The 15023-nt window shown below is 70.9% G+C and carries 13 protein-coding genes; 7 read left to right on the forward strand and 6 right to left on the reverse strand.

What is annotated here, in order from left to right; all coding sequences use genetic code 11:
- Nucleotides 1–10: 10 nt before the first annotated feature.
- Nucleotides 11–3097 (forward strand): isoleucine--tRNA ligase, encoded by a 3087-nt coding sequence (ileS, locus tag ACSHV8_RS07055; protein WP_436530568.1) that lies wholly within the window; start codon nucleotides 11–13, stop codon nucleotides 3095–3097.
- An 85-nt stretch (nucleotides 3098–3182) separates the two neighbouring features.
- On the forward strand, nucleotides 3183–4358 hold the full coding sequence (locus ACSHV8_RS07060; protein ID WP_436530570.1) for a glycoside hydrolase family 27 protein: 1176 nt from the start codon (nucleotides 3183–3185) through the stop codon (nucleotides 4356–4358).
- 411 nt (nucleotides 4359–4769) lie between these two features.
- Here the strand turns inward: ACSHV8_RS07060 and ACSHV8_RS07065 are convergent, their stop codons facing one another.
- Together ACSHV8_RS07065 and ACSHV8_RS07070 are read right to left on the reverse strand one after the other, a co-directional pair.
- Complete coding sequence (locus ACSHV8_RS07065) at nucleotides 4770–5207, reverse strand: DoxX family protein (RefSeq protein ID WP_436530572.1); 438 nt, start codon at nucleotides 5205–5207, stop codon at nucleotides 4770–4772.
- 112 nt (nucleotides 5208–5319) lie between these two features.
- Entirely contained in the window at nucleotides 5320–6090 is a 771-nt protein-coding gene (locus ACSHV8_RS07070) for a class I SAM-dependent DNA methyltransferase (protein ID WP_436530573.1), read from the reverse strand.
- 170 nt (nucleotides 6091–6260) lie between these two features.
- Between ACSHV8_RS07070 and ACSHV8_RS07075 the strand changes: the two genes are divergently transcribed.
- Nucleotides 6261–6911, forward strand: coding sequence for a double zinc ribbon domain-containing protein (locus ACSHV8_RS07075; RefSeq protein ID WP_436530575.1), 651 nt, complete (start codon nucleotides 6261–6263; stop codon nucleotides 6909–6911).
- A 40-nt stretch (nucleotides 6912–6951) separates the two neighbouring features.
- On the opposite strand, the gene ACSHV8_RS07080 is transcribed toward ACSHV8_RS07075, so the two are convergent.
- Nucleotides 6952–7878: a DUF6282 family protein gene (locus tag ACSHV8_RS07080; RefSeq protein ID WP_436530577.1), complete on the reverse strand. Its 927-nt coding sequence runs from the start codon at nucleotides 7876–7878 to the stop codon at nucleotides 6952–6954.
- A 125-nt stretch (nucleotides 7879–8003) separates the two neighbouring features.
- Here ACSHV8_RS07080 and ACSHV8_RS07085 point away from each other — a divergent pair, with 125 nt between their 5' ends.
- The gene (locus tag ACSHV8_RS07085) at nucleotides 8004–8741 is read left to right on the forward strand and encodes an arylamine N-acetyltransferase family protein (RefSeq protein ID WP_436530579.1); all 738 of its coding nucleotides are present in this window, start codon (nucleotides 8004–8006) and stop codon (nucleotides 8739–8741) included.
- Here ACSHV8_RS07085 and ACSHV8_RS07090 read toward each other — a convergent pair whose 3' ends face one another.
- Complete coding sequence (locus ACSHV8_RS07090) at nucleotides 8742–9671, reverse strand: GNAT family N-acetyltransferase (protein ID WP_436530581.1); 930 nt, start codon at nucleotides 9669–9671, stop codon at nucleotides 8742–8744.
- A 93-nt stretch (nucleotides 9672–9764) separates the two neighbouring features.
- On the opposite strand from ACSHV8_RS07090, the gene ACSHV8_RS07095 reads away from it, so the two are divergent.
- Nucleotides 9765–10250, forward strand: a complete 486-nt coding sequence (locus tag ACSHV8_RS07095; protein WP_436530583.1) for a VOC family protein — start codon at nucleotides 9765–9767, stop codon at nucleotides 10248–10250.
- Here ACSHV8_RS07095 and ACSHV8_RS07100 read toward each other — a convergent pair.
- Together ACSHV8_RS07100 and ACSHV8_RS07105 are read right to left on the reverse strand one after the other, a co-directional pair.
- Nucleotides 10247–11908: a M16 family metallopeptidase gene (locus ACSHV8_RS07100; protein WP_436530584.1), complete on the reverse strand. Its 1662-nt coding sequence runs from the start codon at nucleotides 11906–11908 to the stop codon at nucleotides 10247–10249. The two genes, ACSHV8_RS07095 and ACSHV8_RS07100, sit on opposite strands and share 4 nt — an antisense overlap.
- Nucleotides 11905–12852 carry a hypothetical protein gene (locus ACSHV8_RS07105; RefSeq protein WP_436530586.1) on the reverse strand — a complete coding sequence of 316 codons (948 nt, stop codon included), beginning with the start codon at nucleotides 12850–12852 and terminating at the stop codon, nucleotides 11905–11907. The genes ACSHV8_RS07100 and ACSHV8_RS07105 overlap by 4 nt, the downstream gene beginning before the upstream one ends.
- A 43-nt stretch (nucleotides 12853–12895) precedes the next feature.
- Between ACSHV8_RS07105 and ACSHV8_RS07110 the strand changes: the two genes are divergently transcribed.
- Together ACSHV8_RS07110 and ACSHV8_RS07115 are read left to right on the forward strand one after the other, a co-directional pair.
- Nucleotides 12896–13660 (forward strand): hypothetical protein, encoded by a 765-nt coding sequence (locus ACSHV8_RS07110; protein ID WP_436530588.1) that lies wholly within the window; start codon nucleotides 12896–12898, stop codon nucleotides 13658–13660.
- On the forward strand, nucleotides 13660–14982 hold the full coding sequence (locus ACSHV8_RS07115) for a bifunctional 3-(3-hydroxy-phenyl)propionate/3-hydroxycinnamic acid hydroxylase (protein WP_436530589.1): 1323 nt from the start codon (nucleotides 13660–13662) through the stop codon (nucleotides 14980–14982). The genes ACSHV8_RS07110 and ACSHV8_RS07115 overlap by 1 nt, the downstream gene beginning before the upstream one ends.
- Nucleotides 14983–15023 lie beyond the last annotated feature (41 nt).

The raw sequence follows: 15023 nt of genomic DNA on the forward strand, positions 1-15023 counted from the left end.
GTTTCGTGGCATGTATCGCCCGGTTCCGGCTCAGGTCGACCTACCCGCCCTTGACCACGACGTCCTGCGCTTCTGGCAGGAGCACGACGTCTTCGGACAGAGCCTGCGGCAGTCCGCGGGCCGCCCGGAGTGGGTCTTCTACGAGGGGCCGCCCACCGCGAACGGCATGCCCGGCGCGCACCACATCGAGGCGCGCGTGTTCAAGGACGTGTTCCCGCGGTATCGGACGATGAAGGGCTTCCACGTCGCCCGCAAGGCCGGGTGGGACTGTCACGGACTTCCGGTCGAGCTGGCCGTCGAGAAGGAGCTCGGCTTCACCGGCAAGCAGGACATCGAGGCGTACGGTATTGCCGAGTTCAACGCCCGGTGCCGCGACTCGGTGACCCGCCACACCGACGCGTTCGCCCAGCTCACCCAGCGGATGGGCTACTGGGTCGACATGGACGACGCCTACCGGACGATGGACCCGGAGTACATCGACTCGGTCTGGTGGTCGCTCAAGCAGATCTTCGACAAGGGCCTGCTCGTCGAGGATTTCCGGGTCGCCCCCTGGTGCCCGCGGGACCAGACGACGCTCTCCGACCACGAGCTCGACCAGGGATATGAGATCGACGTCGACCCGTCGGTCTACGTGCGCTTCCCGCTGACCTCGGGCCCGCTCGCCGGCACCACGTCGCTGCTGGTCTGGACGACCACGCCGTGGACGCTCGTCTCCAACACCGCGGTCGCCGTCCACCCCACGGTGACGTATGTGGTGGTCACCGACGGCAAGGAGCGCCTGGTCGTCGCCGAGCAGCTGATCCCGGAGGGCTTCACGCCGACCGGTGAGTCGTTCCTCGGCAAGGAACTGGAGCGCTGGACCTATCAGCGCCCGTTCGCGCTGGTCGAGATCCCGGACGCGCACATCGTCATCCTGGCCAATTATGTGACCACCGACAGCGGCACCGGCCTGGTCCACCAGTCGCCCGCGTTCGGCGCGGACGACCTGGCCAGCTGCCGGGCCTACGGGCTGCCGATGGTCAACCCGGTGCGCCGCGACGGCACCTTCGAGGCGCAGATCGAGCTGGTCGGCGGCATGTTCTTCCGCGAGGCCAACGCGCCGCTGATGGAGGAGCTGCGGGAGAGCGGCCTGCTGTTCAAGCACGAGCCGTACGAGCACAAGTATCCGCACTGCTGGCGCTGCCACACCGCACTGATCTACTACGCGCAGCCGTCGTGGTACGTGCGGACCACCGCGGTGCGGGACGCGCTGCTGCGGGAGAACGAGAAGACGAACTGGCAGCCGGAGAGCATCAAGCGCGGACGGTACGGCGACTGGCTGAACAACAACGTCGACTGGGCGCTGTCCCGCAACCGTTACTGGGGGACGCCGCTGCCGATCTGGCGCTGCGCCAACGACCACCTCACGTGCGTCGGAAGCCGGGCCGAGCTGAGCGCCCTGACCCATCGCGACCTGTCGGACATCGACCCGCACCGGCCGTTCATCGACGACGTGACGCTCGACTGCCCGGAGTGTGCGGAAACGGCCACCCGCGTCCCCGAGGTCATCGACGCCTGGTACGACTCCGGTTCCATGCCGTTCGCCCAGTTCGGATACCCGTACAAGAACAAGGAGCTCTTCGAGCAGCGCTTCCCCGCGCAGTTCATCTCCGAGGCGATCGACCAGACCCGCGGCTGGTTCTACACGCTGATGGCGATCAGCACGCTGGTCTTCGACCGCAACTCGTACGAGAACGTGGTCTGTCTCGGTCACATCCTGGCCGAGGACGGCCGCAAGATGTCCAAGCACTTCGGCAACATCCTTGAGCCGATCCCGCTGATGGACCAGCACGGCGCCGACGCGGTCCGCTGGTTCATGGCCGCCGTCGGCTCGCCCTGGTCGGCCCGCCGGGTCGGTCACAACGCGTTGCAGGAAGTCGTCCGCAAGGTCCTGCTGACCTACTGGAACACCGTCGCCTTCCAGGCCCTCTACGGCCGCACCTCGAACTGGACGCCGTCCGACGAGCCGGTGCAGCGCACCGCGCTCGACCGCTGGGTCCTCTCCGAGTTGCAGCTGCTCATCCAGAGGGTCGACGCCGCGCTGGCCGCGTTCGACCCGCACGAGACCGGCAAGCTGATCGCCGCGTTTATCGACGATCTTTCCAACTGGTACGTGCGTCGCAGTCGCCGCCGATTCTGGCGGGGCGACCCGGCCGCCCTCGCGACCCTGCACGAGGCGCTCCGCACGGTGACGCTGCTGATGGCGCCGCTGACACCGTTCGTCACCGAGCAGGTCTGGCAGGATCTGATCGTCCCGGTCGACCCGCAGGCGCCGTCCTCGGTGCACCTGGCGGCGTTCCCGGTGGCCGACGTGTCGCTCATCGACCACGACCTCTCGGTGCAGATGGCGACCACGCGCCGCCTGGTCGAGCTGGGCCGCACCGCCCGGGCCGAGTCCGGCCTCAAGATCCGTCAGCCGCTGTCCCGGGCCCTGGTCTCGGGCGGCGCCGACCTGCCGGCCGAGTTGTTGGCCGAGATCTCGGCCGAGCTCAACGTCATCGCGGTCGAAGGCCTGGCCGGCTCGTTCGTCGACACCACGGCCAAGGCCAACTTCCGCGCGCTCGGCAAGCGCTTCGGCAAGGCGGTGCAGCAGGTCGCGGCCGCGATCCAGGCCACCGACGCCGCCGCCCTGAAGAACGATCTGCGGACGAAGGGGACAGCCACCCTGACCGTCGGCGACGAGCAGATCGAACTCGTCCCGGACGAGGTCGTGATCACCGAGACCCCCCGCGAGGGCTGGGCGGTCGCCTCCGACTCGGGCGCGACCCTCGCGCTCGACCTGCACCTGACGCCCGAACTGCGCCGCGCCGGCGTGGCCCGGGACGCGATCCGGCAGATCCAGGAGGCCCGCAAGGCCAGTGGCCTGGAGGTCTCCGACCGGATCCGGTTGCGGTTCCGGGCCGACGGGGACACCGCGCTGGCCCTGACCGAGCACGGCGAGCTGGTCGCCGACGAGGTGCTGGCTACCGACTTCGCCGCCGGGGAACCGGAGTGGGCCGAGCCGCGCGAGTTCACCGACGAGTCCATCGGCCTGGTGTTCTGGCTCGCCCGTACCTGAAAAAGCGGTTGATCGGTGGTCGGGTCCGACGCCCGGCCACCGAAACTGTGGATCGGGGCACAGGAACCGCGGGTAATTTGCCCGGATGGCTCGTGTGCCCCTGTGGTCCCTGCTCGCCGCCGTCGTCACCCTGACGCTGGCGACCCTGACCTGGCCGGGAACGCAGCGGCCGGCGATCGCGTCGGCCCCGGCCCCGCCGATGGGCTTCAACGACTGGAACGCGTTCGGCTGCGACGTCGACGACCAGCTCATCCGCGAAACCGCGGACGCCATGGTGGCCGACGGGATGGCGGCCGCCGGCTACCGCTACGTCAACATCGACGACTGCTGGTCCTTGAAGGACCGCGACGCGTCCGGTCGTCTGATTCCAGACCCCACCCGATTTCCGTACGGGATGAAAGCGCTCGCCGACTACGTCCACGCCCGCGGCCTGAAGCTGGGGATCTACGGTGACGCCGGCACGCAGACCTGCGCCGGATATCCGGGCAGTCTCGGCCACGAACGGATCGACGCGCAGACCTGGGCCCGGTGGGGGATCGACTACCTCAAGTACGACAACTGCTTCAACAACTCGGACGGCTCCCGCGCCGACTACACCCGCCGCTACACCACGATGGCGTCGGCCCTGCGCGCGACCGGACGACCGATCCTGTACTCCATCTGCGAGTGGGGCACCGCCCAGCCGTGGACCTGGGCGGCCGGCGTCGGCCAGCTCTGGCGCACCACCGACGACATCACCGACACCTGGTCATCCGTGAAGTCGATCATCGACCTGAACACGCAGGTGCTCGCCTGGGCCGGCCCCGGCCACTGGAACGACCCCGACATGCTCGAAGTCGGCAACGGCGGCATGACCGAAACCGAATACCGCACCCACATGGGCATGTGGGCGATGATGGCCGCCCCGCTGATCGCCGGCACCGACCTCCGGTCCCTCTCGGCGTCCGCCCTGGCCATCCTCACCGACCGCGACGTGATCGCCATCGACCAGGACCCGCTCGGCGCCCCGGCCGTGCTGATCGGCCCGGGCGTCTACGCCCGGCCGCTGACCGGTGGGGATCAGGCCGTCGCGCTCTACAACAGCTCGGACACGCCGGCCGTGATGACCGCGCCGATCACCCTGCCGGCGGCCCCGGCCTACCGTCTCCATGACGTCTGGACCGGCCTCGACACCACCGTGACCGGCCCGATCACGGTCACCGTCCCGGCCCACGGCGCCGCCGTCCTCCGCGTCCACCCGTTGCTGGGCCCGATGGCATGACGCCCCGCGACGGCGCTGTCCGTGCGGGCCCGGTCGTCTGGCGAGCGAATTGCGCGAGCGCCCGCGCCGCAGGTGTCCGCGGCCCGCGCCCGGTGGCCGAGCGCAGCGCGACAATCCGCGGCCTCCGCGTCCATCCGGGCCTGTGACCGCAGCCGGTTGACGCGGCCGAGGCTGAGACCGGCTGTCCGCTGGTGAGGCGGCCGAGGCCGGGACCGGCTGTCCGTCGGTGCCGCGCCCGATCCTAGGCGTGTCCTGCCGATCATCCGGGTTGTCCACACTGACGGTCTGTCCACAGGGCGTCCCGGGACCTCCGCGATTTGCGCGATAATGGTCGTGGGATCGCCCCCCCTGAGGTGCGGTGGGGTTTGTCCGGTGATCGGCAGGACTTGCCTTGGCGGGCAAGCGCGCAGGTCAGACGCGTTCGACCTCGGGTGCCGGCGCCACCTGGGCCCGCCGTCCGGCGATCAGTTCGTCCACCGACCACGCTCCCGCCCCGAATGCCGCGATCAGCAGGAACGTCCACGAGTACAGAGCCGGCGTCACCCCGCCGTTCTCGATCGGCATGAGTCCGTTGGGCTGGTGCACGGTGAAGTAGGCGTAGGCCATGGATCCGGATGCGAGGATCGCGGCGGGCCGGGTGAACAGGCCGAACAGGACGAGCAGGCCGCATACGAGTTGGATGACGGCCGCGTACCAGCCGGGCCAGGTGCCGACGGGGACGGAGGCTCCGGTGCCGCCTTTGCCGCCGAACAGGCCGAACAGGCTGGACAGGCCGTGGCAGGTGAACAGCAGGCCGACGACTATGCGGAACAGCGGCCAGACGATGTGGGTGTAGCGGGGGGAAGACAATCGACGCTCCTCTGCCTGATTGGGGCTAATCAGGCACCGAACGCTAGGGGCGGGTTCTTGGAGAATTCTCAGAGCGACCAGGTGGTCACGCCCCGCTGTGATTCATGTCGCTCTATTTCTTCCAAACCGACACGTGGCTTCCGCTGTCCGAGGTGAACGGTGTGCCGGTCCAGTCGGCGTGGCGCTGCTCCAGCCGCAGGCCGGCGAGGCGGGCCATCAGGTCGCATTCGGCCGGCCAGATGTAGCGGAAGTTGCTGAAGCCGTAGCTGATGCGGCCGTCGGCCGCGCGGCGGTAATGATGCGAGGTGCCCTGCTGGGTCACCATGTCGAAGGTGTCGAATCCGGTGTGCTGGTCGCCGACCACGAACGGGACGGCGGTCTGGCCCGGCGGGAACCGGCGGATGTCGGGCACCCAGAGTTCGACGACGAACCGGCCGCCGGGTGCGAGGTGGCGGGCCGCGTTGCGGAAGCACTCGACCTGCTCGTCCTGGGTGCGCAGGTTGCCGATGCTGTTCCATACGACGTAAACCAGGGAGTACTCGCCGGGGACGCGGGTCGTCGCCATATCTCCGACGGTGACCGGGATCCGTTCCGCGGGATCCTTGCTCCGCAGCGCGGCGGCCATCGACGGGGACAGTTCGATCCCGCTGACCGCGACGCCTCGATCGGCCAGGGGGATCGCCACCCGCCCGGTGCCGATGGCGAACTCCAGCGCCGGCCCGTCCCCGGCCAGCCGGGCCAGCCGGTCCACGGCCGGCCCGAGCACGTCGGGGGCGAACATCTCGGCCGATTCCACGTCGTAGTCCCGCGCGGTGTCGGCGGTCCACAGGTCGCTGCTGGGCATCCGGGGCGTCTCGGGCGTCTGATCGTCAGATGAGGTCATGCGGGCGATTATTCGGATTTGTTGGCGGAATCGCCTCCTAGTTCTGAATGTGGTCGCCGTTAGTCTCGATTTCTTCTGGCGGAAACGGTGCATGACAGATGGCATATCGATAAGTCGGACCGATCGGCGTAGCGTCACGACGAGGTGCCAGAAGGGGACGCGGGATGGGCATGTTCGGCTTTACCGACAACTATCAGGACCGCTCGACGCAGGAGGGCTATCAGTTCGAGTTCTACTGCGAGCGGTGCGGGAACGGCTACACCTCGTCGTTCAAGAGGTCGGTGACGAACTTCGGCGGCAAGCTGCTGCGCATGGGCGGCGACCTGATCGGCGGCGAGTGGGGCCGCCGGGCCTCCGAGCTGGGCTGGGACGCGAACTGGATGCGCGACGGCACCCGCGGGCCGGCCTGGGACAAGGCTCTGCAGGGCGCGGTCGAGGAGATCCGCCCGCACTTCCACCAGTGTCATCGCTGCGGCGAGTGGGTCTGCGGCCCGGTCTGCTGGAACGACGAGCGCGGGGTCTGCGTCAACTGTGCGCCCAAGCTCGACCAGGAGATCGTCGGCATGCAGGCCCGGGCCCAGGTCCAGCAGCTCGACGAGAAGATCCGCCAGGTCGACTGGACGCAGGGCACGGTCTACGGCCAGACCGCGGTCGGGCGTTGCCCGTCGTGTGCCAACGACACCGGCGGCGGCAAGTACTGCCAGCACTGCGGCACTCCGCTGGCCGCCGCGACCGAGGCGAGCCGGTTCTGCGGGCAGTGCGGCACCAAGGTGTCGCCGAACGGGATGTTCTGCACCGGCTGCGGCTCGGCCACGACCTGACCCCGGGTCACTTGAGGGCGTCGGTGATTCAGGACGGGTTTCACGGTTGACGCCCGAGAACGCGGCGGGTGTTGGTGACGGCCATCGTCCGTACGTCATCGTCGGTGAATGTCGCTTCTAAAAGGCGATCGGCCAGCAGCGCCAATCCGTCCTCCACCGGCGGATTGAAAGGTTGCCCGAGGTCGCTGGAGAGCAGCGAATGCTCCGGGCCGACCTCGCGGATGTGCTCGAAGAGCAATTCCCAAGAGACTTTCTTCGTGTACGCGGTGGTGAAGCACCGTTCCAGCAGCGCGCCCCGGGCGGCCAGATGCCGCTGGGTGTCCACGTCGAGCTGCTGGGACGTGAACTCGGGGTGCGTGACGATGATCCGCCGCACCCCGGCGTCGGCCGCCGCGTCCACCGCGGCGACGATCTCCGGCCCGCTCAGGTGGCCGGTGGCCAGGACCATGTCGTGCTTGGCGATCACCGCGAACACCTCGTGCAGCGCCGGAACGATCTTCCCGCCCGCGTCCACCACGTCGATCGCCGGCGCGACGATGCCCTGCTCGGCCAGCTCGGACTGCAGCGCCGCCCACATCGGCCGGGTCGCGCCCGGCGGCAGCGAGGAGACGCTCGCCCGCTCGTTCGCGCAGTCCACGGTCGGCAGCCAGACGACCCGCGCGCCCTGCCGCCCGGCGATCTCCACGGCGACCGGGTTGAGGCCGCCGACCGAGCCGTTGAGCGTCAGCGCCCCCAGCGCCTCGACCTCGGGGACGACACCGCGCACGACTTCCGCCCGCTCGGCGGTCGGGACATAATGCGATTTGAGCACGAAACCCGCCAGCCCCACCTCGGCGAACCGGCGGGCCAGGGTGACGTCGTCGATCCGCCGTTCCATCACGTCCGGCGCGACGTGCACGTGGGTGTCGTAGGCGCCGATCACGAGGGCGCGGGCCCGGTCGCTGGGGGTCGGATGATCAGCAGTCATGCGTCATCTCCCGTGGGGTGCGGGGTGCTCGTCCCGACCTTGGCAGTGATTGACATCATCGTCAACAAATAGGTGGTTGTCGACCTGGTTGACCTGAAGCCCGGTTCATGGGGAAAGCTGACGGCGTGGATTTCCCCGCATATCTCAACCGGATCGGACAACCACGACCGGCCGTCGCCGACGACGCGGCGCTGCGCGAACTGAGCTGGGCGCACCAGACCGCCGTACCCTTCGAGAACCTCAGCATCCACCTCGGTGAACCGATCTCCCTGGAACCGGGCGACCTGTTCGACAAGGTGGTGACCCGGCGCCGCGGCGGGTTCTGCTACGAGCTCAACGGGCTGTTCGCGCTGCTCCTTGAGGAGCTCGGGTACTCGGTGGACCGGGTCGCCTCGCGGGTGCACCGCGGGGACGGGCGGTTCGGGCCGCTCTTCGACCACCTGGCGCTGATCGTGGACGGGCGGTGGGTCGTCGACGTCGGGTTCGGTCGCCACTCGTCGTACCCGCTGCGGCTGGACACGCCCGGCGAACAGGCGGACCCCGGCGGGCGGTTCGCGGTGATCCCGGCCGACGACGGTGACCTGGACATCTACCGGGACGGCGAGCCGCAGTACCGGCTCGAACGCCGGGCCCGGCCGCTCACCGACTTCGAGCCGGCCTGCTGGTGGCAGCAGACCTGGCCCGAGTCGAACTTCCGGAGGAAACCGGTGTGCTCGCGGCTGGACGGCGACAGCCGGATCACGCTGAGCGGGCGGTCCCTGCTCCGGGACGGGACGGAGACGGCCCTCGGCTCGGACGCCGAGGTCCTGGCCGCCTACAAGAGCCACTTCGGCATCGAGCTGGACCGCGTCCCCGCGCTCTGATCAGCTCGACCAGGTCAGGTCGAGGCGGTGCTGGAAGGTTTCGTAGCCGGCCCGGGCGAAGGCCGCGGCCATCGGCGTGTTGGTGACGTCGGTGGCGGCGCGGATCCGCGGGGCGTCCTGGTCGGCGAGAACGCGGGTGCCGGCGGCCAGGACGTCGTCGATGTAGCCGTGGCCGCGGTGGGCCGGGACGACGCCGAGGTAGGCGATGATCGCGTGGTAGCCGTTGTGGGCCGGCACCACGAAGCCGACCGGGTCGCCGTCGCCGGGCCGGGTCGCGATCCGCCACCAGTCCCGCGGGCCGGCGTACCGCGCGAGTTCCTCCTCGAACTGCTGCTCGGCCGCCTCGCGCGGGGTCATCCGGGTCAGGTCGTCCCGGCTGTACGCGTCCAGCGTCCCGTCCAGGACCAGCTCCATCAGGTCGATCAGCTCGCCGGCGTCCCGCGGTGGGCGGAACTCCAGGCGGCCGGACGGGGCCCGCAGCGGTGTGCCGGGCCGCCACTCCCAGCGCAGCCGTTCGACGAACAGCCGGGCCCCGGTCTCCCCGAGCAGCGCGAGGCACGACTCGGTCTCCCGGCGGGCCCGCTCGTCGCCCTTCCAGTCCGGCGGCAGGAAGCGGATGTAGTGCGGCGGGACCGCGTCGCCGGAGACGGCCGGCAGCGCCGCCCGCAGCAGTTCACGGCCGTCGCCGGGGTCGGGCGCGTCGAAGATGTCCATGGTCGACGGCCGGGCGTCGCCGGGGCGTGACCACCAGGCGGCACGGGCGGTCACGCGGTCTCCGCGCAGCGCCACCCAGAGCCACTCCGGTCGCCGCCGCCCGGCGTCCAGATCACCGGTGATCTCGTCGTTGAGCAGGTACGGAAGGGTGTTGAACAGGTCTACCTCGTCGGGGCCGGTGATCGGGCGGACGACGAGGCCGGGGGCTGAAGGCATCAAGGGCCAAGTTCTATCCATTGCCCGTACGCGAAGCAACGGAATTTGAGATTGCGGACAGGAACTGGCCGCATCGGGGGAGATGCTCGGCGCATGAGGATTCCCGGTGGCAAGTCGAGCGTGACCCCCTACGTGGCCGCGAAGGGGGCCGACCGGTTTCTCGACTTCGTCGAGGCGGTGTTCGCGACCGGGAAGGCCGGCCGCGTGCGCAACCCGGACGGCACGATCGGGCACGCCGAGGTCCGGATCGGGGACTCGGTGATCATGGCGTTCGACGCGCGCCCCGAGTGGCCGGACACACCGAGCCTGCTCAGCGTGTACGTGGACGACGCCGACGCGGTGGTGGCCCGCGCCATCGAGGCCGGCGCCACACTGGTCACGCCGGTGTTCACCTCCGGGATCGTCGGTGATCGGGGCGGCCGGATCAAGGATCCGGCCGGCAACATCTGGTGGGTGCAGACGCACCTGGAGGACGTGGACGAGGCGACCATGCTGGAGCGTTTCGCCGACCCGGCCGAGCTGGCCGTGATGCGCGAGGCCCAGCGGTCGTTCGACGAGGAGATGCGCGGCCGGGCCTAGCGGCTCGGGGCCGGTTTGACCAGGCCGCGGGCTATCCGGACGCCGGCGATGAACAACACCATGGTCAGGCCGATCAGGCCGGCGATCACCGGTTCCTGGTTCTGCAGGGAGACGAAGACGCCGGCGACGAAGGCGCTCATCATCGCGCTGATCAGGTACTGCTGGCGTTTGGTCGGGGTGGCCAGCGGGCGTGGGGAGCGCGCCGGCGCCGGCGCCGGGACGGCCGGCGACGGGGTCGGCACCCGGGACGGGTCGCGGGGCGGCTGGTCGACGCGGACGGCCGGGGACACGCCCCGGTCCAGCCAGCCGATGATCTCGGCGCCGCCGCGGTACAGGGTGGGCTCGACCGAGATGCCGATGCCGTCGGTGCCGAGGAGCGCGCGGGCGCCGTCCGGCCACGCTCGCATGATCACGCAGTCGGCGAAGCGGACGGTGCGGTCGCCGACGCTGACCCCGTCCGGGCCGATGATCAGGTTCTCGTCGGGATCCTCCAGGGACTCGTACGCGGTGCCGGTCACCGTCGTCGTCGACGAGTTCGGCGCGGGGGTGAAGCCGGCCCAGTCGCCGTACGTGCCGGACGGCGCCATCAGCAGTCCGGCCGCGCTCGCGGCGGCGGCCACCGCGGCGATCTCGGTGACGGTGACCGCCTCGTACGCGCGGAACTCGGCCTCGGCCGACCGCACCGGCAGCCCGGCCAGGTAGTCGCGGGCCACCCCGGCGAGCCGGTCACCGGACTGCTCGGCCTCCCACAGCGCCTGCCCGCGCCGGCGGACCACGGTGGCCAGGTCGTCCGGGTCGACGATCCCGGCCCGCAGCCGGGCCAGCACGTCCACGAAACCGCCGAGCACGGCGCCCTGCTTCTCCGGCAGCGCGTCGGCGAACGCGACGACCAGGGCCCGGTCGCGGCCGATCGGACGCCAGCGGGCGCCGGCCGTGTAGGACAGCCCGCTCTCCTGGCGCAGCTCCCGGAACATCGCGCGTTCCAGCAGGTCGGCGAAGACCTCGGTGGCGGCGCCGCGGGCGACGAGCGCGTCCCACGCGACCACGCCCGGCCCGCCCCGGAACCAGGCCGGCGTGACCGGCAGCGCACTGGCCGGTGCCGGCGACGGCTCGCGACGGCCCGGCGGCAGGGTCAGGCGCAGCCCGGCCGGGATCTGCTCGCCGGTCACCCAGAGAACCGCGTTGTCCCTGGTGAAGTACCGGGCCGCCCAGGCCCGCAGATCGTCCTCGGTGATCGCCGGAAGACCCCATTCCGGGTACGACACGGTGCCGTGCCCGACCGCACCGTGCCGCCACAGCGGCATCGGGTCGGTGCCGCCGCGCGCGCTCGCCTCGGCCCGCAGCACGTCCTTCTCGATCGGCAGCCGGTGCATCGGCAGGTCGTGCAGGGCCGCGCTGACCCGGGTCAGGAACGTGGCCACCTCGGACGGCGAACCGGTCAGGTGGAAGCCGGTGTGCTCGACCCCGGTCTCGCCGTTGAAGTGGTACTCGGCCATCCCGAGCGAGTGCAGCGCGAGATGTTCGAGCAGGTGGGTGATGCCGTGGCGGGCCAGTGGCTCGTCGGCGAAACCGACCCGGAAGACGAGACCGGCCCGCATCGGCCCGGTGGCGGGCGAGTGCAGCGTGGGGACGCCGTCGACGTCGTACATCGACATCATCGGACCCCTCCCACAGCGGACAGTGACCGGGCCCGCATGTCCTTGACGACGGCGGCGGTATCGCCGGCGAGATATCGCCACGGGAACTCGCTCGCCAGCGGGCCGAGCAGGGCGAACACCGACCCGGCGGCCGGACGCTCGTCCATCAGGCTGAACGCCATCGCGAACGTGCTCGCGGCCTGGACCCAGCCCGGCTCACGCCGGAAACCCTCGTTCCAGACCGAGCGGTGGGCGGCCTGGGCGATCCCGTCGCGGACCACATCGCCTTTGAGGTACGCCGTGGCCTGCTCCCCGTCCAGTTCCAGCCACTTCTCCAGGTGCGCCATCGCGACCAGCGCGCCCTGCGGAGCGCCGAGCGGTGCCGCCGTCATCGCCGCCGCGGCCCAGGCGTGCACCTCCGGCCACGTGCCGCCCCACTTCGGGCACAGACTCTGCAGGTACTGGCACTGGCCGGCGTAGTCGTGCGGGTTGACCGCGAGCAGCCGGTCGTGGCGTCGCCGCGTCTCGGCCGGCCCGAGTTCGAGGCCGCGGGCGGTGACCAGCCGGGCCGCCCACAGCGCCGGATCCTGCGGCACCCGCGCGGCCGCGTCGATGAGCACCGCCTCGGCCCGGCGCAGCCAGCCGTGGAAGACCTCGAACTGTTCCGCGCTCACGTGCGCGGCGTCGGCCCGGCTGCGGACCGCCCAGCCGACGTCGATCAGGTGCCAGGCGAGCAGCGCGGCGGCCGTGCTGTCGGACGGATCCTGATGCAGCACGTACCGCAGGCCCTCCTCGATGCCGGGCTCGTCGGAGGCCCACACCATCAGCCAGGTCCGGCCGGTGAGCGTGGCCGCGCCGAGGACCGCGCGGCAGGCCGCCCAGTCGCGCCGGCGCAGGGCGGCCCGCAAAGTGGCCAGCTCCGGATGCGCGGCGGCCGGGTCGAGGAGGACGTCGTCGAAGGGCACGCGGGAAGGATCCGTCCGCACGGTTGCGAAACGGGAGCGATCGATGGATTCCCCGGTTGCCCGCTCGCTCTATGTTGACCACGTGGTCACGATCGCGACGATCGGCTTCTGTCTCGGCGGATTCCTGCTCGCCGGCGCCGGCATCTTCCTGCTGCTGCACATCGGCAGCCACCTCGAGGCTCGTACACTGCGCCGCGTCCTCCCGGTGCCGATCGGTTCGTGGGGCCGCGGGCCGGTCGCCGCCGAGGCCCGGATCGAGTACGGTGCGGCCGGTCCGCAGGTCGGCCCGGTCAGCGGCGAGGACTGTGTCTGGTACCACGTCCGGCTGACCCGTTCGCCGAGTCGCCGCGACTCCGACGTGGGCGAGGACCTGCTGCTCGACGTCGGCTCGCCGGGCTGGCCGGCCATCGCCGACCCGAGCGGCCGGGTGCCGGTCGACCCGCGGAAACTGGGCGGGAGCCTGCGCACCGACCCGTCCCCGGCCGAGTCGATCCGGCTCTACTACCGCAGCGCGGCGCCGGTGCCGCTGCCCCCGATCGTCCCGCCGGACATCGTGGCCGGGCTGAAGAAACACGAGAGCCTGGAGCTGACCGAGGCCCGGATGTCCCGCGGCGTCCCGGTGTTCGCGCTGGGCCGCGCGACGAGCAACGGCCTGGTCCCGAGCTTCTTCACCACCCGTACCCGGGACGAGGCGCTCGCGGCGCGCGTCGAGGACATCGGCGTGGGCCGCGGCATGATCATCTGGTTCGGGCTGATCGGACTGCTCCTGGCCGGTGGATCGGCCGCGTTTCTGGGCACCCTGTCCTAGTGGAACATGTGCCGGTGGTGATCGTCGGGGCCGGCCCGACCGGGCTCACGGCCGCGATCATGCTGGCCCGGCGCGGCGTCGAATGCCTGGTCCTGGAGCGGTTCCCGGAGCCGTACCCGCTGCCCCGCGCGGTCCACTTCGACGACGAGGTGTTCCGGATCCTCGCCGGCCTCGGGCTGGCCGACGAGCTGCGGAAGATCTCACGACCGGCGCCGGGCATGCAGCTGGTCGACCCGGCGCTGCGGCCACTGGCCACGTTCACCCGCGACCCGGTCGGGCCGCACGGATTCCCGCAGGCCAACATGTTCGACCAACCCGATCTGGAACGCCTGCTGCGCTCCGAGTTGCGCTCGCTGCCGCGCGCCCGGCTTCGCCAACCGATTGAGGTGTACGGCGTTTCGCAGCCTCCCTCGGGAGGCCCCGTCCATGTCCGTTACCGATCAGCCGACGGCGAGGGCGCGCTGACCGCCGACGTGGTGCTCGGCTGCGACGGCGCCAACAGCGCGGTCCGAGCGTCGATCGGGGGCGGCTGGGAAGACCTCGGGTTCACGCAGAACTGGCTGGTCGTGGACGCGGTCGCGCCCGAGCCCCTGGACGTCTACGACGGTGTGCAGCAGGTGTGCGACCCGGTGCGGGCAGCCACGTTCATGATGGTCACGCCGGGCCGCTATCGCTGGGAGTTCCTGCTCCGGGAGCCGGTCGACGCCCGGGCCCGGATGCGGCCGTGGCTCGGCGGGGCCGAACCGGAGATCCTGCGCGAGGCCGAGTACACGTTCCGCGGGGCGGTCGCCGACCGGTGGCGGGATCGGCGCGTCTTCCTGCTCGGGGACGCCGCGCACCTGACACCGCCGTTCATCGGGCAGGGCCTGTGCGCCGGGATCCGGGACGCCGCGAACCTGGCCTGGAAGGTGGCGTTCGTGCTGGCCGGGGACGCCGACGAGCGGCTGCTGGGAACCTACGAGACCGAGCGGAAGCCGTACGCGAGAAGCATGATCCGGATGGCGATGCTGGTCGGACGTCTGATGACCGGTGGCCGAGCCGCACGCACGCTGCTACGGACCGTGACGAGACTGCCCGGCATCGAACGCCGCGCCACGACGATCGTGTGGCCCGCCCTCGGTCGCGGCCCGCTCGTCGGTCGCGGCGGCGGCCGGCTCTGCCCGGCCGCGCTCGACCCGACGCTCGGCCCCGGGTTCGATCTTGTTGATCCCGGTACCGCCCGAGCCCTGCTGATCCGTCCGGACCGGATCGTGGCGGCGACCGGCCGGCGGGCCGACCCGCGGATGCTGGGCGCCGCCGGAATTCGAATTTCGGGGCTCTGAACTGCTTATACGCTCGCCCCGGCCAGATCGGGGCGGGATCC

Source organism: Actinoplanes sp. HUAS TT8, from assembly GCF_051380535.1.
Taxonomy (GTDB): domain Bacteria; phylum Actinomycetota; class Actinomycetes; order Mycobacteriales; family Micromonosporaceae; genus Actinoplanes.